The following is a 19,847-nucleotide window of genomic DNA, read 5'->3' as shown; positions in this document are numbered from 1 at the left end:
TCATACTAAACAGCATGTGTGATTGTACCTGAGATTTTCAAACATTCTACAAAATGCTTCACCACGTTCCTCGAAATTTTTCCATTGATCAAAAGAAGCACACGCGGGAGAAAGTAATATTGTTACTTCTTCTGCGCTATTTAAGGCCTCTTCAAAAGCCAATCTGAATGCATCTTCTAGATTGCAACATTTAACATAATCTACTTTATTCTCCATAACATTTGCAAAAGCTTCGGTTGATTCTCCAATAAGAAAAGCTTTTCTAACCCTTGTAAAATGCTTGCTTAATGATTCTATTCCACCTTTTTTGCTTCTTCCACCAGCGATCCAATTTATGTTTTCATAAGATAAGATCGCCTTTTCGCTCGATTTTGCATTAGTTGCTTTGCTATCGTTCACGAAAAACACATTTCTTATTTTGCCAAGCAGTTCATTCCTATGCCTCAGTCCTGAAAAGGACTTGATTCCATTGATAATAGTGTTGCTATCTACTCCAAGTACCTTACATACGGCATATGTGGCTGCTATGTTTTCTGCGTTGGATATTAGGTTTATTTTCACGTCGCTTACTGATAAGCTATGATTCTCTAGTTTTAACGAGATCTTCTGGATCCCAGTGCCCCTTTTGTCATCCAAGTAGCTGACACTGGGATCCAGATAATTTCGATCTATACCAGTAATCTGTTCACTATAATCAAGCAAATTGTTACCTGCCAATGATATTAGATCTCTTGCACCACCCTCTGTCATCTGAGTAGTTGGCAATGGTTTTTCTTTTCTGGATTCCAGCGTCACGCGCTGGAATGACATCGGGGAATATGTTACTGAGATTGGAATTTTGTCTCCAGTGAATTTGTTGAATATATCAGCAGTAATCTCATTGTCACATCCTATTACGGCAACCTCACTACCGTTTATCAGTTTTAATTTAGTTGCTATGTAGTTCTCCATACTTCCATGCCTATCTATGTGATCTGGTGTAATATTGAGCAGTGCTGAAATGTCCACGTTAATTTCATTCATCAACTCCAATTGAAAAGAGGAGAGTTCGATTACATAAATTTCTGCATCTCTTTCTAGATCCAAAACAGGAACGCCTAAATTTCCACCAATAGCTACTTTTTTCCCTGCAGATTTTAATATGTGCCCTATTAGTGATGTAGTGGTTGATTTACCATTTGTTCCTGTGACGCCTATTACCTTCTGGTTCGTAGTTTTAGCTTCAAGAAATAGCTCAATGTCTGATTTTATTTTGCAATCAAATCTCCTTGCAAGTTTTACTATCCAATGTGGCTCTGTTGGCACTCCAGGGCTTAAAACCAATGCACTGATCTCATGCCAATTGTATTCCTTGGGATGAATAAAATTACATTTTTTATACATCATTTTTGCATTTGCTATTTGCTCTTCATGATCATCCCATGCATATATTCTTGCACCACCCTTTGTTAGAGCGTTAATGGCGGATAAACCAGTTTTACCAAGACCAAAAACCGCGACGTTTTGATTTTTGTATTTGTTTAGTTGCACTGCTAGATAACTTATGCGAACCATTTTATAAAGATATCGTACAAATTACAACAGACTTCTTTCGTAGGTTACAACTGTCATTCAATAGAAACAAAAAACTTCCTTGACAAACTCCGCCAGCCCCCTTATCATGAAACTGAAGCTATTTATTTATCTTCGCAATCTGTGCAGGTTAATGACAAAAAACTTAGGGTATTTGGCGTCTCATGTTTAATTTTTCGCACTACGTGCATCGCATGTCTTTAAAAATTTCTGGGTTTTTACCTATATAAGCCGAAACGCGCTTACAAAGCGTTTAAGACAGCAAAAAACGTCAAATTGACAAGGGAGAATTTGAATGCTAGCTACTACGGGGTTTCTTTGCCTTTTTTCCTGCTTAGTAAATTTCTTAAACACTTGCGGTGTAGGTTAGTTGCAAGTTAAAAGCAGCTAAATCGCTCTTAATCAAGCGTTTTAGAATAAAAAAAACGCCGATATTTTAGTACATGGTAAATAGCCAACCACCACGGGGTTTCTTTTGCCTTTTTTTTTCATTTGGTAAATTTCTTAATATTTATGGCTAAACGACAATCGTCATCCCGCTGCTTGTTAGCGGGATCTCTTGTTAGCGGCTGAGATACCGCGAATGAATCGCGGTATGACGGTTCGCGGCGGTATGACGGTTCGCGACGGCGTGACGATAAGCTCGTTATCCCGCTGCTTGTTAGCGGCTAAGAGATACCGCGGCAGTATGACGGTTAAGTGGGGTGTCATCCCAGTGTCAGCTACTCGGATGACAGGAGAAGGAGGCTACTTGCATGACACCATTCTTTTTTCTGGATCCAAGTAATCAGGGCACTGGGATGACAAGAAGAGGGCACTGCTGTCATAAAGGAACCAGTGTCAGCTACTCGGATGACAACAAAGAGCTACTTGGATAACAAGAAATATAGGCACTGGAATTGCAAAGAGTTTGCAAATATTAGTTATTACCTGTAGGATATAGAGAAATTAGTAAGGATTTTAATAGGAATAATATGCCATCTGTTACTTTTATTTTACCTGATGGGAGTAAGAAAAGCTATGAAGCTGCAGAGGGAGAAACTCTGCTCAATTTAGCCCATAGAAGTGCTCCAGATCTGCTTGAAGGTGCATGTGAAGGTTCTCTTGCTTGCTCTACATGCCATGTAATTGTTGATCCAAAGTTTTATAATGCTGTAGAAATACATAACCCTATATCTGATGAGGAAAATGATATGTTAGACCTAGCTTTCGGCTTAACAGAGACGTCGAGGCTTGGATGCCAAATAAAAATCACAAAAGATATCGACGGCTTGTGTGTAACCATACCAAGGGGTACAAGAAACATATCATTAGATAAACAGGGGAATCATGCGTAAGATTTTTATCTATATTATCGTCTCTTTACTTTTGTTTATTCCTGTAGCGTATAGTGGTTTTTGGTATTTTTCTGCATGTAAGGTAAAAAATCTTTTAGCTGAAACAATACTATACATTAACGACGAAAAATTTGATATTTCACATGATTTTAGTGGATTTCCTTCTAACCTAATTTTCCGTGTGACAAACCCAAAATTTTCCAATGAGCAATTAACCATCTCATCTGATGCTTTATTGATAAAAAATAGATTGTTTGATAAATCAGTATATATCTACATACCAAGCAATGAAGTCAATATTGCTGTTCATGGTGATGAGAAAAAGAATATAAAATGCCACACAAACGATAGCAGCCACTTTGTTGTTAGACTAAACGATTTACCATCTTCATTGCGATTCAACAAAAATAGTACCGTGATAGACTATATAGATACACTTCGTTACGAAGATTATGGATTAAAATGTGATGTTTCAGAAAATCAGCAAAGTGTTATAACTGAAGTGAATGATAAAAGTAATTACATTCAATTTTACCTCGATAAAGAACTGAGTGGAAATGCTAAGCTAGGATTTGATTTGTATACTTATCGGTATAAAAATACTGCAAGTCCTGAAAGTTACCTTAGTATCGACACTAAATTTGATTATGAATTTGTAAACGACATCTCGGCTTCCAGAATTAATTTCAATATAGAGAAATTTTTGATTCAAAGTAATAATTTTTCTTTTGCTGCAGATGGTGGGGTAAACAATTACAACTTAGTTACATATTCATTTAAAGACAAAATCAACGTGGCTATATCAAATTATAAAGAATTAATCTCGTTTATGATTGGTGACTCAAAAACTTCAGATGCGTTTGAAAAATTAATGTCTTCCTTATCAGAAAAAACAACTGATGATGGCATTCAATTTTCAATAAAGTACGATGATGATGTAGGGTCAAGTTTTATTGGAAAGTTATCCACCACTGATTTTATGAACCAGCTCAGTAAAATAACCCAATTAACCAAGGATGAGAGCAGTAGTTAGTTTACTTTTCATATTGATATTCCACTCAGGCGTAAACGCTTTTACTCTGGATAATAAACTCAGAGATAAAAGCATGGAAAAACGAGCAACAAGTTTATTTGAAATAATAAGGTGTCCAATATGTTCTGGCGAATCATTGTCTGAATCTGGATCTCAGATCGCGTATGATATGCGAGAAGCAATTCGTAAAAAAATCAATGATGGATACACAGATGAAGAGATAATCTCAGAGTTAAAAAATTCTTACGGCAATTCAATTATAATCGTACCGCCTATAAAATCTAGCACTTACATTTTGTGGTTTATTCCACTTACAACTCTGCTTATTGGGTGTTTTTTAATACAAAGATACATCAATACAACCACTTAAACCTTTTATATATAGCTAAAGTGACTTAGGTTCTCTAATTGCACATAAGTCAACAATAATTTTCACACAAATCAAAACAGCATATCTTCTCCATAATCCTTGGTAATTTTACATAAGTTAAAAGTAGCATATGGTTCTCTCCGCGGTCTGAGATGACAATAAATTTGTCAAGCCGCATTATACTTGTTAGGCGGAAGTGGACGGCAACATATTTACCACGAAGTCTAACTAAGTTCTTGCTTGTCCCTTCCATCGGCATTGCTATCTTTATTTTCAATAAAATTATTGTCCTATGCTCTTTTGATGTTTATTGATAATAAAATTCTGTTTTATCAACCAACATCCTATGCATAATTACAGCTAATTTTCTTGCTACTGCTACAATTGCTTTTTTCATTCCTTTTTTCTTCGCAACCCCAGTTTTTTAATTTAAATGTCCTCTTGGTAACTGTAAGCATTGTTTGTGCAGCTTCATATAACATACTTCTACATTCCGCTGGTCCCATCTTTGATATGCTGCCATGCCGATCAACTTCTCCAGAAGAATATTGCCTTGGTGTCAACCCTATATACCCCAGTTGCGGATTAGCCAACGAAGTAAAGCTTAGAAATGCAGCGGCTGCATGGAATATGAAACAAGCGTGGAAAAAATGTGTACCAAAAAATTTATCGGTGATCTGTGGCGAGTATGCTCAATCTCAAATTTGTTTTTCAGAGAGCCAAAAACTGTCTCAATAATCGATCTTTTTCTTAACAAAATCTTCTCATTTAGCGCCATTAATGAGTTTTTCATACCCTTTTTTATACTGGTTACAAGCTTTAACCCTCTATCGAATAATTCGTGAAAAAGATCTTTTTTGATATATCCTTTATCTCCAAACAATAATCCAGTCAATTTCTTAGTTAAATTTGGCACAGGTATCAACGTTGCCTTTTATCACCGTAACCCCTTGAATTTCGCCAGTTTCATTGATTACTAGATGTACCGAAAAACCACCCATAAGTAGTCTTTCCAATCTTTGCCAACCCTTTGAAAACTTTGTTTCTCGAGGTCCTTTTTGGATGGCAAACAGCGATAGATGTTGCATCTATGTACGAAATCCCTGTCACTTTTGACTGTTCGCAAAACCATTGCATTAAGAGCGCTAAATACCATAAAACCCGCGATTTTAGCCTGATAAACCTACTATAGGATGGCAATTTTGGAAACGCTGATTCGTATAATAATTTCAAATAATGCACATAGAAAATTTTAAAATTGTCGCACTTGATATAGCAATATTATGGTAAAAATCTCTGAATGCGTAATCTCTGGCGTCCTGGTTGGTTTTTTGCCACTTGGTAGAAGTTTTTCTGCAAAATTTTCATCGACTGTATTGCAAAAATCATCGACTATACAAAAGATTTCTGTTACTTTTTCTTTCATTGGTAACCTCCTATTTTAGGAATGAATATCAAATACCTCGGAGTTTACCCTATTTCCTTACCTTTTCTATTTTTTCTAATTTACAACTGGGGTTAGCAGTGCTGTGAGAATGGTTGAAAGCGCAAAAGAAAACCTCTCGGAAGTTAAAAATATACTGGTCGATGCAGGTTATACAGGAGAAAATTTTGCAACTAAAATAAAAACGATTATTGGAGCAACTGTAGAAGTAATAAAACGAAGTGAATTACATTCCTTTGCTGTATTGCCACAAAGATGGGTTGTAGAGCGATCTTTCGCTTGGTTAGAAAAATGCAGACGATTGTGGAAAAATTGCGAGCGAAAACTTAACACTAGCCTACAAATGGTCGTTCTTTCCTTCATTTCTCTTCTATTGAGAAGATTTTAAGCAGGTTCTAAATCTTTATTTTAAAAATGTCATATTGACCACCGGTACCTGAAAATACTATTCCAATTGATCAGAGCTATCCATTTCCTTAATTTTTGTAACGTTGTCATAGGAGTACTATAACTTTAGTATCAACTATGTTTTATTGTTTTTGCATCTAAAAAAATTTAGCTTATTCAAGCAGCATTTTGCCTTTTTTTGGATGTAGGGATTTTTTAGGAATTGTCTTCTTGAATTCTATGGTATTTTGTTTAACATTGAAACAAGATTCCAGTGTCAGCTACTTGCATGACATTGTTGGTTAATGTTTTATGGCTTTACGATAGCTATACAACTTATCTTAAAAGCAATATAGTGTTTACTATACAATGAATCAAAGATAGTAAGTAAAGTCTATGGAATTTCAAATCGCTACACATTTTCAACCGGCTGGGGATCAACCACAGGCAATCGATAGCTTAATTGCAGGGCTAAATAGCAATAAAAGAGATCAGGTTTTGCTTGGAGTTACTGGTTCTGGGAAAACTTTTACTATGGCAAATGTTATTGCAAGGACAAACAGGCCTGCATTAATTATGGCACACAATAAAACTTTAGCAGCACAGCTTTATGAGGAAATGAAAGGATTGTTTCCCCATAATGCTGTTGAATACTTCATTTCTTATTATGATTATTATCAACCTGAAGCCTATTTACCACAAACTGATACTTATATCGAAAAAGATTCTGCAATTAACGAAAGAATTGAGATGCTGCGTTATTCCACCGTCTGCTCCCTTTTGGAGCGCAGGGATACGATCGTAGTTGCCAGTGTTTCCTGCATATACGGTCTTGGTTCGCCTGAGAGCTACCGCAGCATGATCATACCGCTTAGTGTTGGAAATAAAATTCGTATTAATGATTTCCTGAGCAACTTAACTGATCTTCAATACAAGCGCTCTGATGCCAGGTTTGAGAGAGGATATTTCAGAGTGCGCGGCGATATTATTGATATATTTCCTTCCCATTATGAAAATAAAGCTTGGCGTTTATCGTTATTTGGCGATGAAATAGAAGAAATTTTTGATGTTGATGCTATAACGGGCAATGTTACCAAAGGCGTAAATAAAATCACCATTTTTCCAAATAGCTATTACATAACCCCACGTGAGGCTTTGTTGCAGGCAATTGAACTAGTCAAAAAAGAGCTGCATGAACGCTTGGATTATTACTACTCGCGAAACAAGATTGTTGAAGCAAAGCGCCTCGAGCAACGCACTAATTTTGATATCGAAATGATGAGAACAACAGGAATATGTAAAGGTATTGAAAATTATTCGCGGTATCTCTATGGAATGGAAGCTGGGGATCCACCACCTACTTTGTTTGAATATTTACCTAAAGACGTAATTTTATTTGTTGATGAGAGTCATGTCACCGTTCCTCAGGTTGGTGCGATGTACAGTGGTAATGAGGCGCGTAAAAAGAAATTGATCGACTATGGCTTCAGGCTCCCTTCCGCTTTTGATAATCGTCCATTAAAATTTGAAGAGTGGGAGGGAGTTAGGCCGCAGACTGTTTACATTTCAGCCACTCCAGGAAAGTATGAGTTGGCAAAGACCAATAATGTATTTATAGAGCAAGTTATCCGTCCAACAGGGCTTACAGACCCAATCTGCATTGTAAAACCAATAGAGAGTCAAATTGATGATGTAATTCACGAGGCACAAGTGACAATAGGGAAGGGATTTTGTGTTTTAATCACTACATTGACGAAAAAAATGGCTGAAAATTTAGCTGAATATATGAGTGAATTGAATATGAGAGTGAGTTATTTGCATTCTGATATTGCTGCGCTGGAGAGAATAGAAATTATATACAAATTGAGATCTAAAGAAATCGATGTTTTAGTAGGTGTTAACTTGCTGAGGGAAGGTCTTGATATTCCAGAGTGTGGGTTGGTTGCAATTTTGGATGCTGATAAAGAAGGATTTTTGCGATCGGAAACTTCATTAATTCAAACGATTGGTCGTGCTGCGCGTAATGCTGAAGGTAGAGTAATTTTGTATGCAGATAAAATCACTGGTTCTCTGGACCGTGCATTAAAAGAGACCGAAAGAAGAAGAAAAAAACAAGAAGAACATAATATATTGTACAATATTGTCCCAAAGACTATAATAAAACCTATATCAAACACCTTACAGGAGAGGGCAATAGCAGAACCGAAAGTAAATATTAATAAGGATGATTTGAGAAAGCAAATGATAGAGCATGCTGAAAATTTAGAGTTCGAAGAAGCAGCAAGAATAAAAAAATTATTGCAAGGTTAAGTAATATATGATGCTATGGGCATAGTATAAAAATGTAAATAATTTTATTGATATCTTTATATTAATACTTTTTAAATATTTAGTACGGTGCAATATCTGCAATGGATGAGAAAAACTAACACCAGTGCTTTCAGGGTCAGGGATTTTGGCTCCAACCCTAATAAAACGCTTAGATGGCTGAGAGCAGTGGATTAGATAATAAACCTAAGTTAGTTTCCAAAAGGTCCCTTATCATTTTGATATTCCGGTTTTATTGAGCTGTTCGCGGACTTGTTCGATTCTGGGACCGGAAAAACCTGGGCGTGGTGAACCTACTCCCCCTTCAAATGATGAACTATCGCTTTCGCTTCGAGTTTTTTTTGTTGTACTACTTCCAGCTAAAGGTTCTGGAGACTTACGTTTTGGCGATCTTTCTCCAGTATTCTCACAATCCATAGACTCATAACCACTTGTTGTTGCCTCAGCTTTAGAGCTTACGTTTTCAGCATCAGTTACGAACCCGGAAGAGTAACCGCTGCTGCTGTCATCCTTTTTACTCTCCTCTATCTTTTTAAAGGTAGTAGTAGTATTTCTAGTACCTTTAGCAGGCCATTGCTCTTTCCTAAACGACTCTACTTCCGAACCATCATAATCACGGTTAATCCAGTATCCACCTTTGTCTTTTGTAATTGAAATATATTCTAATACGCTTTCATCGGGATAACAGGTTTTAATTGCTTTTTTAGGGGATAACCCATGTTCTTGCACCTGAAAATTTACCCATTTGTCCTTTTCAGATTTCACTGCCTTTTCGACGATGTTAATGTCGATATCTTTTATTTCTACTTTTCCCTCATGCTCCCGACTAAAAAGTTCTTTTAAGTTAAGTAAGGCACCACGACTTATATTAGCAACAACTGTTGTTTCTTGGTTTTCCTCACAACTAGAAAGAAATTTAAATGGAAACTCATTGAGATCACAGGCTTCTTTCTTATTGACACGATACTCTTCTTTCGTTTTATCTATTATCTCCTCTAAATACTCTTTTACATCAACACTATCATCAATTAAACTAGCAATCTTCCCATTTTTTACAATAAAGTTAGTATGAGGAGGATCCAAAGCATAATTATTTAAGTTAAACCAATAAAGCAATGCTTTAAACAACTTTTCTTCTTCCTTTTCCTTAGTAACTTGCTGTTTTTCAGGTTCCTTATTACAAATGTTCGCCGTATCTTTTGGAGAATCTTCAGAAACCCCAGAATTTAAGGACATTGAATCATTCCATGCTATAGGAGAAGGAATCGATGATGATCTACAGGTCATTTTCTGATCCCGAATCTCTATTAGCATACTTTCATAATCACCTTCCGATAATGAAAGTTCTCTAAGCATCGACGGTTGTGACATTAACGGTTTCCGTCTACATCTGCTCGTGTATGACCTGCGTGGCATATCGTCCGTTTGCTGAGAAGAAGTACTAGCCTGACCTATCCCCTCCCGAAGCACCCGAAACAGCCTCCCTGTTTCTTCCTCTTTTTTTGATCTTCGCCTGGGATGCTTCTCTAACTCTTCACCACGACTTCGCTTGGGAAACTCCCGTGTCGGTGATGCTTCAGCTAATAGCGTTCGAGGAAGCTCATGGTCAATGGACAGTTCATGTTTTGCATTGATTACAGAGCTTTCTATAATTTTAGTTATCATACAGTGAGAAATTTCTTTATTAGAAAAGTCTATGCCATATACCCCACTGCTTCCATTTACTTTGAATGTTGCTTGAGTTTTATCACTCATATCATCAAGTACAGGATTATTAAATTTATGATTTATATCACGTGCTTCTTCCTTTGTTAAAAACCTAGTTCCTCTATTACTTAGTATAACAGGTATAAGAATTGAGGTTTCCTCTCTATTCAAAGGAGAGGCACACAAAAAGGCACTTGTCACCACACGTGTTGATGGATCAAGAACTTCCATTATCAAATCTTTAAATGCCCTTACATCACTACGAATTTTGCTATCAGCTTGAAGATCACGGCCTATAAGCCATGTGGCACGCCGTGTTACACTATCAATAAAACGAGCGTCATCAAAAACGTCCCTGATATATACACTATTGTCTCCACCCTCCAGAGGGTTCTTAGGAGCATTCTCATATCTTTCCCTCATCCTTGATAAAAACTCACGCTCAAATTCCTTGCGTAATTTTTTATTAGGAAATTTAGAATGACACAAATATTTTTCCTTGTTGAATGAGTTAGTAACTATGCTACAAGTTGGCATATCTTCTAAAACATCCTTTACAAGTGAAGAAGCCAAATGAGACTTCAAATTAAAAATTACACCTTGATCTATAGGTGCTACAAACTCAATCCTACCTTGTTTACCTACAGACCAGCCTCCTTTATAGTCGTTAAATGGAAAAGATTTAACATCAAAAATTAACTTGGCTGTATTTAACACTACCTCATCCGTATCTCCTTCTTCAATACCGTAGAACTCACCTACTATCTTCCTTTTTATATTGTAAAGATATTCGCTACACTGATAATCCTCCATACCTTTATCAAATGAGACTACGATACAGTCCTTCCCGTACCTGCTTTGCAGCGTAAAATTAGTTTTAACTGTATTACGAGCATAATTATGTACATTAAAAGCACTAACCAATGCTCTTACTGTTTTTGTATTAGGCATACCAACCTCCCCATTTTTAAATTACAACAGCTACTCTTTACTTAACGTCTAGGACCACCGGGATTATTTTTTTGCTCAGACTGACGCCTCCTTTCTTCTATCTCCTTGGCTTTTTCACGATGATCATCAAGCCTTGCTCCTTTAACTCCCAGCAATTGTCCACCACCTGGTCCCTCATTCCGCTCATCCCATTCTTTTTCTCCCTTGAACCTTTCCTTACCATTATCATTTGGCATATTGCCCTCCAGTAAAAATATTATGTAATTAATATACTAAAAATAAAATTAAGTGCAAGCACTTTTTTATATTTTTTTTCAAAAAATTTTATTCACTCTTTTTCATAAAATTCAGTTTTCTAGATTCCAGCGTCACGCGCTGGAATGACAAGAAAGAGGTACCAAAAAGAGTAAAATTCCTTTTTCTTGTCGCCTTAGTAGCCATTCTAACATAGAATGGCATCCCAACTAAGAAGGGTGTCATCCCAGTGCCCAGACACTGGGATCTAGTCTTTTTGTCATCTAAAGCTACACTAGTATCCCCTTGATGGTGCTCTTTCTGGTGCCTTTCCCATTGAATCCACATGATTATTAACTTTTACATTACTACATTCGCTTGCTGGCTGAGCATTACTTACAGAACCTTCATTCTCAGCATCATTCCAAACACCAACTGTAAAATCGTATTCATAATCAGCAACAGAACTTTTGACAGATTGATTCGGAGCTCTTCTGTTAGCTTGATTAGATTGCTCTGGGACTTCTCTGTTAGAAGCAGATTCCCGAGCAGATTGTCCTGAAGCACTTCCGCTAGGAATAGAACTCTCAGCAGATTGATTCGAAGCTTCTTTGCTAGAAATAGAGCTTTGAGCAGGCCGGCTTGGAGTGCTTCCGTGGGTCTCTAGGTTTTTTCTTATTTGCCAATCACTATCGCATCTTTGCACTCTCCGATTTTGTACCTTCCCCGTCGTATTCGTTGCAGTCTTTGGATCAGGTGGACACACCCCTTTCTTCGGCTTCGCTTTTTTGTCTTCTTTATTTACTTCTTGTTTTGGCAAATTCTCAATATCCTCCTTACCTCTATCATGTGTTTGCACAAAAGGCACTCGATCTTTCAGAGAATTCGACAAAAGATCAAGCTCTGGTTTGCTCAGAGGAATTGGCCTTACAAATCCTGGTGAAATTTCAAAAAGGAAAACTGGCACTTTAGGCTTTTCTCTTTCATCTACCTTGATTTCTACGTCTTTATGAACTTCTTTAATTGCTTCTTCCTTTAATGATGTTTTTTCTGCTTTTTTATCTTCTTTTTCTGTAGATGCCGCTACCGCAGCCGCCAACTCAACTCCAAACATCTCTGCGAACATTGTAACAATCCATCCGACAACGGCCATTTGTAACCTGAGTTTCAGATCTTGCAATGCAGTTAATCTTTCTAACGCCCTTGCAAACTCTTCTTCTGATAACTCACCACTGCCTAATTTTTCCTGCAATTCTTTTATCTCTTTGTCCAACCTCTGATTGAAACTTAAATCGCGTGCAAAAATCTTCTTGATTAACTCCTTAAGCTTGTCACGCATAAATTTAATTATCGAAAGAAGCCAATTTTTTTCTTTCTTCTCCTTGAGCATTTGGTAGATTTTCGGATCATCTACATTTACTTCAAAAAGGTTAAAGAGAGCTTCAAAGAAATTCCAGAAATCTCCGAGTACTCTTCCTTTTTCACAAGTGAAGTAATCCTCATCATCACCTTCTCCGATATGTAGCTCTGCTTGAGATGGGATTTCATCGATACAACTAAAAGCCTGACGCTCACACTCGAGCCTCCTGAGCAAATCTTGTCTGGTAAGCTCCTCTACGCACTGCCTCTATTGCTCTGATATAGCTAAAGTGACTTACGATAATTTGAAAAACAAAAATTCGTCATTCCGCTACTTGTTAGCGGAATCTATACCGCGAATGAATCGCGGTATGACGTAGGACTGCTGTCATCCCAGTGCGTGACACTTGTATCTTTATGATGTGAGGCATTAGAGCTAAAATACCTCACAGGGAGGGTGAAGCTGATGCGACACTAATGCCATTAAGCCAGATTTTGCTTCCCTCCCATAGAGTTAAAGACTGAACAGTATCTTTTGGAATTATATCCCGTATTACAAGGTTAGTCTAAACTCTCAGTTTATTTATAGTCTTGGAGGCAATTTTATGCAAGTAAATGCTATTTTGGGTGTGGATATTTCAAAAAAGAAATTTGATGTTTGTTAGTGGACAGTAAAAAACGACACAAAGTCTTTCAAAATAATCAAGATGGTTTTGCAAAACTTGTAGTTTGGTGCAATGGCCATGGAGCAAATCTTACTCATTTATGTCTTGAAGCAACTAGTTGGTATGGAGAAGATTTGGCTACTTTTATGCACGATTTAGGACATAATGTCAGTATAGTAAACCCAGAAAGCTTTTGGCAAAAGTGAGCTGCTCAGAAATAAGACAGATAAATCAGATGCAGCTATGATAGCTAGATTTTGTATCGCCAACAAACCTGCTCTTTGGAAGCCCATTGCACCTGAAATGAGGCATTTGAGGGAGCTTTACCGTTGCATGCAATCGCTAAAAGATGATAAGGTGCAACAGACAAATCGCTTGGAAAACAAAAATATGCATTCCAGTTGCAAAGAAGCTATATCTAAAGTAATTTTGGCAATAGAGGAGCAAATTATTGTTCTCGAAAAAGAAATTAATGAGCATATAAATAACTATCCACATCTAAAAAATATGGTGGAAAACCTTAAGACTATAAAAGGTATAGGATATCTTACTGCTGTTGCTGTTGTCGCAGAAATGCCATCAGTTGATAACTTTGACAATGCTAAACAATTTACAGCTTTTGCTGGTCTAAATCCAGGACATTATCAATCGGGATCGTCAGTAAGTAAGAGAAGTTGCATATGCAAAATAGGATCTGAGCGTATTCGAAAAGCTCTTTATATGCCAGCTATAGTAGTCAAAAACCATAATAATCATTTTCAAAAGTTTTGTCAGCGTCTAGCAAGTAAAGGCAAATGTCCAAAAGTCATAGTTCTTGCGTTAATGCGAAAATTAATGCATGTCTTTTTTGGTATTCTTAAAAATAATCAACCATTTAATTGTAATTTTGTTGGATAATTTGTTTGACAGCAGAGACAGTATCTGGGATCTCGTTCCTTAACTTTATAGGTAAATTATTTCAAATTGTGTCTAGCTGCAAGTATAATAATTTCCATTTATAGATAAAGTATGTTGCAAATGTTATGCCAAAGAATATAATAAAATCTATATCAAATATTTTACAAGAAAAAGTGGTGGTAGAGGCAAAAGTGAACACTAATAAGAACCAATTTAAGGAAAGCGCGTGCTAGAGCTTGAAAAAGCAGCAAGAATAAAAAATATTATTGAAAGGTTAAATGGCGTATGATATAATATATATAGTGTAAAAATGTAAATAATTTTATTGACATCTTTACATTAATAGTTCTTAAATATTTAGTACTGTAGAATTAAATTATTAAGTTTTATGAAGGAAGTAAAAATGGTGGAAAGCTTTTCAGGTAACAACAAAGGCAGTAATTTTATTGAGGAGGCAAAAATAATGGAAAATTTTTCAGATAATAACGGAAACGGTAGCTCAATCTTCCAAGGAAAAATCAGGGAGCAAGATTTCTCTGCAGAGCAGAAGTTAAATGAACTAAAAGCAGCCATAGAGGAGCTTACCAGACAAGATTTGCTCAGGAGGCTCGAGTGTGAGCGTCAGGCTTTTAGTTGTATCGATGAAATCCCATCTCAAGCAGAGCTACATATCGGAGAAGGTGATGATGAGGATTACTTCACTTGTGAAAAAGGAAGAGTACTCGGAGATTTCTGGAATTTCTTTGAAGCTCTCTTTAACCTTTTTGAAGTAAATGTAGATGATCCGAAAATCTACCAAATGCTCAAGGAGAAGAAAGAAAAAAATTGGCTTCTTTCGATAATTAAATTTATGCGTGACAAGCTTAAGGAGTTAATCAAGAAGATTTTTGCACGCGATTTAAGTTTCAATCAGAGGTTGGACAAAGAGATAAAAGAATTGCAGGAAAAATTAGGCAGTGGTGAGTTATCAGAAGAAGAGTTTGCAAGGGCGTTAGAAAGATTAACTGCATTGCAAGATCTGAAACTCAGGTTACAAATGGCCGTTGTCGGATGGATTGTTACAATGTTCGCAGAGATGTTTGGAGTTGAGTTGGCGGCTGCGGTAGCGGCATCTACAGAAAAAGAAGATAAAAAAGCAGAAAAAACATCATTAAAGGAAGAAGCAATTAAAGAAGTTCATAAAGACGTAGAAATCAAGGTAGATGAAAGAGAAAAGCCTAAAGTGCCAGTTTTCCTTTTTGAAATTTCACCAGGATTTGTAAGGCCAATTCCTCTGAGCAAACCAGAGCTTGATCTTTTGTCGAATTCTCTGAAAGATCGAGTGCCTTTTGTGCAAACACATGATAGAGGTAAGGAGGATATTGAGAATTTGCCAAAACAAGAAGTAAATAAAGAAGACAAAAAAGCGAAGCCGAAGAAAGGGGTGTGTCCACCTGATCCAAAGACTGCAACGAATACGACGGGGAAGGTACAAAATCGGAGAGTGCAAAGATGCGATAGTGATTGGCAAATAAGAAAAAACCTAGAGACCCACGGAAGCACTCCAAGCCGGCCTGCTCAAAGCTCTATTTCTAGCAAAGAAGCTTCGAATCAATCTGCTGAGAGTTCTATTCCTAGCGGAAGTGCTTCAGGACAATCTGCTCGGGAATCTGCTTCTAACAGAGAAGTCCCAGAGCAATCTAATCAAGCTAACAGAAGAGCTCCGAATCAATCTGTCAAAAGTTCTGTTGCTGATTATGAATACGATTTTACAGTTGGTGTTTGGAATGATGCTGAGAATGAAGGTTCTGTAAGTAATGCTCAGCCAGCAAGCGAATGTAGTAATGTAAAAGTTAATAATCATGTGGATTCAATGGGAAAGGCACCAGAAAGAGCACCATCAAGGGGATACTAGTGTAGCTTTAGATGACAAAAAGACTAGATCCCAGTGTCTGGGCACTGGGATGACACCCTTCTTAGTTGGGATGCCATTCTATGTTAGAATGGCTACTAAGGCGACAAGAAAAAGGAATTTTACTCTTTTTGGTACCTCTTTCTTGTCATTCCAGCGCGTGACGCTGGAATCTAGAAAACTGAATTTTATGAAAAAGAGTGAATAAAATTTTTTGAAAAAAAATATAAAAAAGTGCTTGCACTTAATTTTATTTTTAGTATATTAATTACATAATATTTTTACTGGAGGGCAATATGCCAAATGATAATGGTAAGGAAAGGTTCAAGGGAGAAAAAGAATGGGATGAGCGGAATGAGGGACCAGGTGGTGGACAATTGCTGGGAGTTAAAGGAGCAAGGCTTGATGATCATCGTGAAAAAGCCAAGGAGATAGAAGAAAGGAGGCGTCAGTCTGAGCAAAAAAATAATCCCGGTGGTCCTAGACGTTAAGTAAAGAGTAGCTGTTGTAATTTAAAAATGGGGAGGTTGGTATGCCTAATACAAAAACAGTAAGAGCATTGGTTAGTGCTTTTAATGTACATAATTATGCTCGTAATACAGTTAAAACTAATTTTACGCTGCAAAGCAGGTACGGGAAGGACTGTATCGTAGTCTCATTTGATAAAGGTATGGAGGATTATCAGTGTAGCGAATATCTTTACAATATAAAAAGGAAGATAGTAGGTGAGTTCTACGGTATTGAAGAAGGAGATACGGATGAGGTAGTGTTAAATACAGCCAAGTTAATTTTTGATGTTAAATCTTTTCCATTTAACGACTATAAAGGAGGCTGGTCTGTAGGTAAACAAGGTAGGATTGAGTTTGTAGCACCTATAGATCAAGGTGTAATTTTTAATTTGAAGTCTCATTTGGCTTCTTCACTTGTAAAGGATGTTTTAGAAGATATGCCAACTTGTAGCATAGTTACTAACTCATTCAACAAGGAAAAATATTTGTGTCATTCTAAATTTCCTAATAAAAAATTACGCAAGGAATTTGAGCGTGAGTTTTTATCAAGGATGAGGGAAAGATATGAGAATGCTCCTAAGAACCCTCTGGAGGGTGGAGACAATAGTGTATATATCAGGGACGTTTTTGATGACGCTCGTTTTATTGATAGTGTAACACGGCGTGCCACATGGCTTATAGGCCGTGATCTTCAAGCTGATAGCAAAATTCGTAGTGATGTAAGGGCATTTAAAGATTTGATAATGGAAGTTCTTGATCCATCAACACGTGTGGTGACAAGTGCCTTTTTGTGTGCCTCTCCTTTGAATAGAGAGGAAACCTCAATTCTTATACCTGTTATACTAAGTAATAGAGGAACTAGGTTTTTAACAAAGGAAGAAGCACGTGATATAAATCATAAATTTAATAATCCTGTACTTGATGATATGAGTGATAAAACTCAAGCAACATTCAAAGTAAATGGAAGCAGTGGGGTATATGGCATAGACTTTTCTAATAAAGAAATTTCTCACTGTATGATAACTAAAATTATAGAAAGCTCTGTAATCAATGCAAAACATGAACTGTCCATTGACCATGAGCTTCCTCGAACGCTATTAGCTGAAGCATCACCGACACGGGAGTTTCCCAAGCGAAGTCGTGGTGAAGAGTTAGAGAAGCATCCCAGGCGAAGATCAAAAAAAGAGGAAGAAACAGGGAGGCTGTTTCGGGTGCTTCGGGAGGGGATAGGTCAGGCTAGTACTTCTTCTCAGCAAACGGACGATATGCCACGCAGGTCATACACGAGCAGATGTAGACGGAAACCGTTAATGTCACAACCGTCGATGCTTAGAGAACTTTCATTATCGGAAGGTGATTATGGTGCGCCAAGAAGTGCTTGGAGAACAGTTGGTGAAAATCCAACACAAACAAAGTCTAGCCAACAGTTTGGAACAGACCACTATGTTGCATGAGGTAACGAGTGTAATAGAGCTAGTGGGATGGACAATGCAGGGCACAACGGAAGTGAAGGAGTGGAGTCCCGAAATACCTGAAGACATAGAGGTCGACATGTTCATGGCCATGGAAGACAGCATGAAGGATAACGTAAAGGCAAGTTATCACTCACTCTATCGGGATCTGAGACCGTGCCATGTATTGAAATGGACTTCAAGTGAACTTGGGAGATCCCATGCATTCCTATTAAGGTACGTTGGAACAAGTCAACAAAGGCAAGAACTAGCGGAAGATGCAGGGGAAGTCGGACTGATTGATAGTACTCAGAATGTGGGAAAGCCACGTACAAGGGGAAGCGATCAGCAATATAGTAACTGGAATAGGGATTGCTATGCCAATACAACGGAGGTAGGAATAACATGCGATATAAACTAAACCAGATAGCAGTAAGAGCAAAGCAAGATAAGCGACTAAAATTCACATCGTTAGTCCATCTGATAAATACAGAGAATCTTGCGAGATGTTATAAAGAACTGAAGCGTAACAAGGCTTGTGGAGTAGACCAGATAACAGTGGAATCATACGGAGAAAATCTGAATGAGAAACTCGAAGTGCTAGTAGAAAGTATGAAGAGGAAGCAATATCAACCACAACCAGTAAAGAGGGTATATATACCGAAAGCTGGAAGTAAAGAGAAACGCGGACTCGGAATACCATCGACCGAGGATAAATTAGTACAGATTATGCTGAAGAAGATATTAGAAAATATTTACGAGGCAAACTTTCTGGACAGCTCATATGGATTTCGACCAGGAAGAAACTGTCATCAAGCGGTAAATGCACTAGATAAAGCAGTTATGTACAAGCCAATAAACTACATTGTAGAAGTGGATATCAAGAAGTTCTACGATAATATACAGCATAAATGGCTAATGAGGTGTCTAAGGGAACGAATAACTGACCCAAATTTGCTGTGGTTAGTAAAGCGGTTTCTCAAGGCAGGGATAGTCGAAGCTGGAAATTATGAAGCAACAAAACAAGGTACACCACAAGGCGGTATAGTAAGTCCTGTATTAGCAAATATATACTTACATTATGTGTTGGATTTATGGATAGAAAAGAAATTTAAACCAAGATCCAGAGGATATATACAAGTAATAAGGTTTTGCGATGATTTTGTGGTTTGTTGCGAAAGTAAGGTAGACGCGGAAGAATTTCTGGAATTACTGAAACAAAGGCTAAATAAATTTGGGTTGGAAGTATCTGAAAACAAGACCAGAGTAGTAAAGTTTGGCAAGAGGGAGTGGCAACGAGCGATAAGAGAGAAACGAAGGACGGAAAGTTTCAATTTTCTGGGGTTTACGCACTATGGTGCAAAAAGTCGTCGTGGTAGATTAATGATGGGACATAAAACCTCTAAGTTAAATCTAGCCAGAAAACTAAAAGAAATCAAGGAGTGGTTGAAAATAGTCCGCGGAAGTATTCGACTTAAAGATTGGTGGCAAGTACTGAAGGCTAAATTAACAGGACACTATAACTACTTTGGTATTAGCGGAAATTATTGGTGTTTGAAACAATTTTACACATCAGTAAGAAAGCTAGCATTTAAATGGATAAATCGGCGTAGTCAGAAAAAGAGTATGACCTGGGAACAGTTTGTACACTACGTAGAAGTAAATCCATTACCAAAGCCAAAAATACATTTTTCTTTATATGCATAAGAGGG

The 19,847-nt window shown here is 37.2% G+C and carries 17 protein-coding genes and 2 pseudogenes; 13 read left to right on the top strand and 6 right to left on the bottom strand.

The features are described from left to right. Positions 1-1,554, bottom strand: coding sequence for a Mur ligase family protein (locus tag AAGD84_RS05390; RefSeq protein ID WP_264722966.1), 1,554 nt, complete (start codon positions 1,552-1,554; stop codon positions 1-3). Between the two features lie 773 nt (positions 1,555-2,327). Here AAGD84_RS05390 and AAGD84_RS05385 point away from each other — a divergent pair. The 4 genes from AAGD84_RS05385 to AAGD84_RS05370 all read left to right on the top strand — a co-directional run bounded on the left by AAGD84_RS05385 (position 2,328) and on the right by AAGD84_RS05370 (position 4,312). After that, the gene (locus tag AAGD84_RS05385) at positions 2,328-2,450 is read left to right on the top strand and encodes a hypothetical protein (RefSeq protein ID WP_341817531.1); all 123 of its coding nucleotides are present in this window, start codon (positions 2,328-2,330) and stop codon (positions 2,448-2,450) included. A gap of 96 nt (positions 2,451-2,546) precedes the next feature. Continuing rightward, entirely contained in the window at positions 2,547-2,909 is a 363-nt protein-coding gene (locus AAGD84_RS05380; RefSeq protein ID WP_264722965.1) for a ferredoxin family 2Fe-2S iron-sulfur cluster binding protein, read from the top strand. After that, complete coding sequence (locus tag AAGD84_RS05375) at positions 2,902-3,942, top strand: hypothetical protein (RefSeq protein ID WP_264722964.1); 1,041 nt, start codon at positions 2,902-2,904, stop codon at positions 3,940-3,942. The genes AAGD84_RS05380 and AAGD84_RS05375 overlap by 8 nt, the downstream gene beginning before the upstream one ends. Beyond that, complete coding sequence (locus AAGD84_RS05370) at positions 3,926-4,312, top strand: cytochrome c-type biogenesis protein CcmH (protein ID WP_015589263.1); 387 nt, start codon at positions 3,926-3,928, stop codon at positions 4,310-4,312. Before AAGD84_RS05375 ends, AAGD84_RS05370 begins: the two co-directional genes overlap by 17 nt. A 344-nt stretch (positions 4,313-4,656) precedes the next feature. Here the strand turns inward: AAGD84_RS05370 and AAGD84_RS05365 are convergent, their stop codons facing one another. Together AAGD84_RS05365 and AAGD84_RS05360 are read right to left on the bottom strand one after the other, a co-directional pair. Beyond that, on the bottom strand, positions 4,657-4,905 hold the full coding sequence (locus tag AAGD84_RS05365; RefSeq protein WP_182309100.1) for a transposase: 249 nt from the start codon (positions 4,903-4,905) through the stop codon (positions 4,657-4,659). An 11-nt stretch (positions 4,906-4,916) separates the two neighbouring features. Beyond that, positions 4,917-5,738: pseudogene (locus AAGD84_RS05360) on the bottom strand (IS982 family transposase). A gap of 133 nt (positions 5,739-5,871) precedes the next feature. Here AAGD84_RS05360 and AAGD84_RS05355 point away from each other — a divergent pair. Both AAGD84_RS05355 and uvrB read left to right on the top strand, forming a co-directional pair. Continuing rightward, positions 5,872-6,144, top strand: a pseudogene (locus AAGD84_RS05355) (transposase); the annotation flags it as partial. A gap of 395 nt (positions 6,145-6,539) precedes the next feature. Next, positions 6,540-8,453: an excinuclease ABC subunit UvrB gene (uvrB, locus tag AAGD84_RS05350; RefSeq protein WP_341817919.1), complete on the top strand. Its 1,914-nt coding sequence runs from the start codon at positions 6,540-6,542 to the stop codon at positions 8,451-8,453. Between the two features lie 231 nt (positions 8,454-8,684). Here the strand turns inward: uvrB and AAGD84_RS05345 are convergent, their stop codons facing one another. The 3 genes from AAGD84_RS05345 to AAGD84_RS05335 all read right to left on the bottom strand — a co-directional run bounded on the left by AAGD84_RS05345 (position 8,685) and on the right by AAGD84_RS05335 (position 12,957). Beyond that, on the bottom strand, positions 8,685-11,129 hold the full coding sequence (locus tag AAGD84_RS05345) for a hypothetical protein (protein WP_341817918.1): 2,445 nt from the start codon (positions 11,127-11,129) through the stop codon (positions 8,685-8,687). A gap of 41 nt (positions 11,130-11,170) precedes the next feature. After that, positions 11,171-11,365, bottom strand: a complete 195-nt coding sequence (locus AAGD84_RS05340; protein ID WP_264722905.1) for a hypothetical protein — start codon at positions 11,363-11,365, stop codon at positions 11,171-11,173. 293 nt (positions 11,366-11,658) lie between these two features. After that, positions 11,659-12,957: a hypothetical protein gene (locus AAGD84_RS05335; RefSeq protein WP_341817917.1), complete on the bottom strand. Its 1,299-nt coding sequence runs from the start codon at positions 12,955-12,957 to the stop codon at positions 11,659-11,661. Between the two features lie 429 nt (positions 12,958-13,386). Between AAGD84_RS05335 and AAGD84_RS05330 the strand changes: the two genes are divergently transcribed. The 7 genes from AAGD84_RS05330 (at position 13,387) to ltrA (ending at position 19,842) form a co-directional block, all read left to right on the top strand. Beyond that, on the top strand, positions 13,387-13,593 hold the full coding sequence (locus tag AAGD84_RS05330; RefSeq protein WP_182309225.1) for a hypothetical protein: 207 nt from the start codon (positions 13,387-13,389) through the stop codon (positions 13,591-13,593). Positions 13,594-13,630: 37 nt separating this feature from the next. After that, positions 13,631-14,284 carry a transposase gene (locus AAGD84_RS05325; RefSeq protein WP_138264789.1) on the top strand — a complete coding sequence of 218 codons (654 nt, stop codon included), beginning with the start codon at positions 13,631-13,633 and terminating at the stop codon, positions 14,282-14,284. Between the two features lie 388 nt (positions 14,285-14,672). Further along, positions 14,673-16,178 (top strand): hypothetical protein, encoded by a 1,506-nt coding sequence (locus AAGD84_RS05320; protein WP_341817915.1) that lies wholly within the window; start codon positions 14,673-14,675, stop codon positions 16,176-16,178. Positions 16,179-16,471: 293 nt separating this feature from the next. Then, entirely contained in the window at positions 16,472-16,666 is a 195-nt protein-coding gene (locus tag AAGD84_RS05315; protein ID WP_264722905.1) for a hypothetical protein, read from the top strand. A 41-nt stretch (positions 16,667-16,707) separates the two neighbouring features. Continuing rightward, positions 16,708-18,138: a hypothetical protein gene (locus tag AAGD84_RS05310; protein ID WP_341817914.1), complete on the top strand. Its 1,431-nt coding sequence runs from the start codon at positions 16,708-16,710 to the stop codon at positions 18,136-18,138. Next, entirely contained in the window at positions 18,044-18,556 is a 513-nt protein-coding gene (locus AAGD84_RS05305; protein WP_245611107.1) for a hypothetical protein, read from the top strand. The genes AAGD84_RS05310 and AAGD84_RS05305 overlap by 95 nt, the downstream gene beginning before the upstream one ends. Then, entirely contained in the window at positions 18,541-19,842 is a 1,302-nt protein-coding gene (ltrA, locus tag AAGD84_RS05300) for a group II intron reverse transcriptase/maturase (RefSeq protein WP_338476458.1), read from the top strand. Before AAGD84_RS05305 ends, ltrA begins: the two co-directional genes overlap by 16 nt. Positions 19,843-19,847 lie beyond the last annotated feature (5 nt).

Source organism: Wolbachia endosymbiont (group A) of Andrena fulva, from assembly GCF_964026815.1.
Lineage (GTDB): Bacteria > Pseudomonadota > Alphaproteobacteria > Rickettsiales > Anaplasmataceae > Wolbachia > Wolbachia pipientis.
Note: the sequence above shows the minus strand (reverse complement) of the source record. Positions and strands in the feature narration are given on the sequence as shown.

Coding starts and splice junctions, on each gene's coding strand:
- AAGD84_RS05390 (WP_264722966.1), bottom strand. CDS start 1,554: ATGGTTCGCATAAGTTATCTAGCAGTGCAACTAAACAAATACAAAAAT.
- AAGD84_RS05385 (WP_341817531.1), top strand. CDS start 2,328: ATGACACCATTCTTTTTTCTGGATCCAAGTAATCAGGGCACTGGGATG.
- AAGD84_RS05380 (WP_264722965.1), top strand. CDS start 2,547: ATGCCATCTGTTACTTTTATTTTACCTGATGGGAGTAAGAAAAGCTAT.
- AAGD84_RS05375 (WP_264722964.1), top strand. CDS start 2,902: ATGCGTAAGATTTTTATCTATATTATCGTCTCTTTACTTTTGTTTATT.
- AAGD84_RS05370 (WP_015589263.1), top strand. CDS start 3,926: ATGAGAGCAGTAGTTAGTTTACTTTTCATATTGATATTCCACTCAGGC.
- uvrB (WP_341817919.1), top strand. CDS start 6,540: ATGGAATTTCAAATCGCTACACATTTTCAACCGGCTGGGGATCAACCA.
- AAGD84_RS05345 (WP_341817918.1), bottom strand. CDS start 11,129: ATGCCTAATACAAAAACAGTAAGAGCATTGGTTAGTGCTTTTAATGTA.
- AAGD84_RS05340 (WP_264722905.1), bottom strand. CDS start 11,365: ATGCCAAATGATAATGGTAAGGAAAGGTTCAAGGGAGAAAAAGAATGG.
- AAGD84_RS05325 (WP_138264789.1), top strand. CDS start 13,631: ATGATAGCTAGATTTTGTATCGCCAACAAACCTGCTCTTTGGAAGCCC.
- AAGD84_RS05320 (WP_341817915.1), top strand. CDS start 14,673: ATGAAGGAAGTAAAAATGGTGGAAAGCTTTTCAGGTAACAACAAAGGC.
- AAGD84_RS05315 (WP_264722905.1), top strand. CDS start 16,472: ATGCCAAATGATAATGGTAAGGAAAGGTTCAAGGGAGAAAAAGAATGG.
- AAGD84_RS05310 (WP_341817914.1), top strand. CDS start 16,708: ATGCCTAATACAAAAACAGTAAGAGCATTGGTTAGTGCTTTTAATGTA.
- AAGD84_RS05305 (WP_245611107.1), top strand. CDS start 18,044: ATGGTGCGCCAAGAAGTGCTTGGAGAACAGTTGGTGAAAATCCAACAC.
- ltrA (WP_338476458.1), top strand. CDS start 18,541: ATGCGATATAAACTAAACCAGATAGCAGTAAGAGCAAAGCAAGATAAG.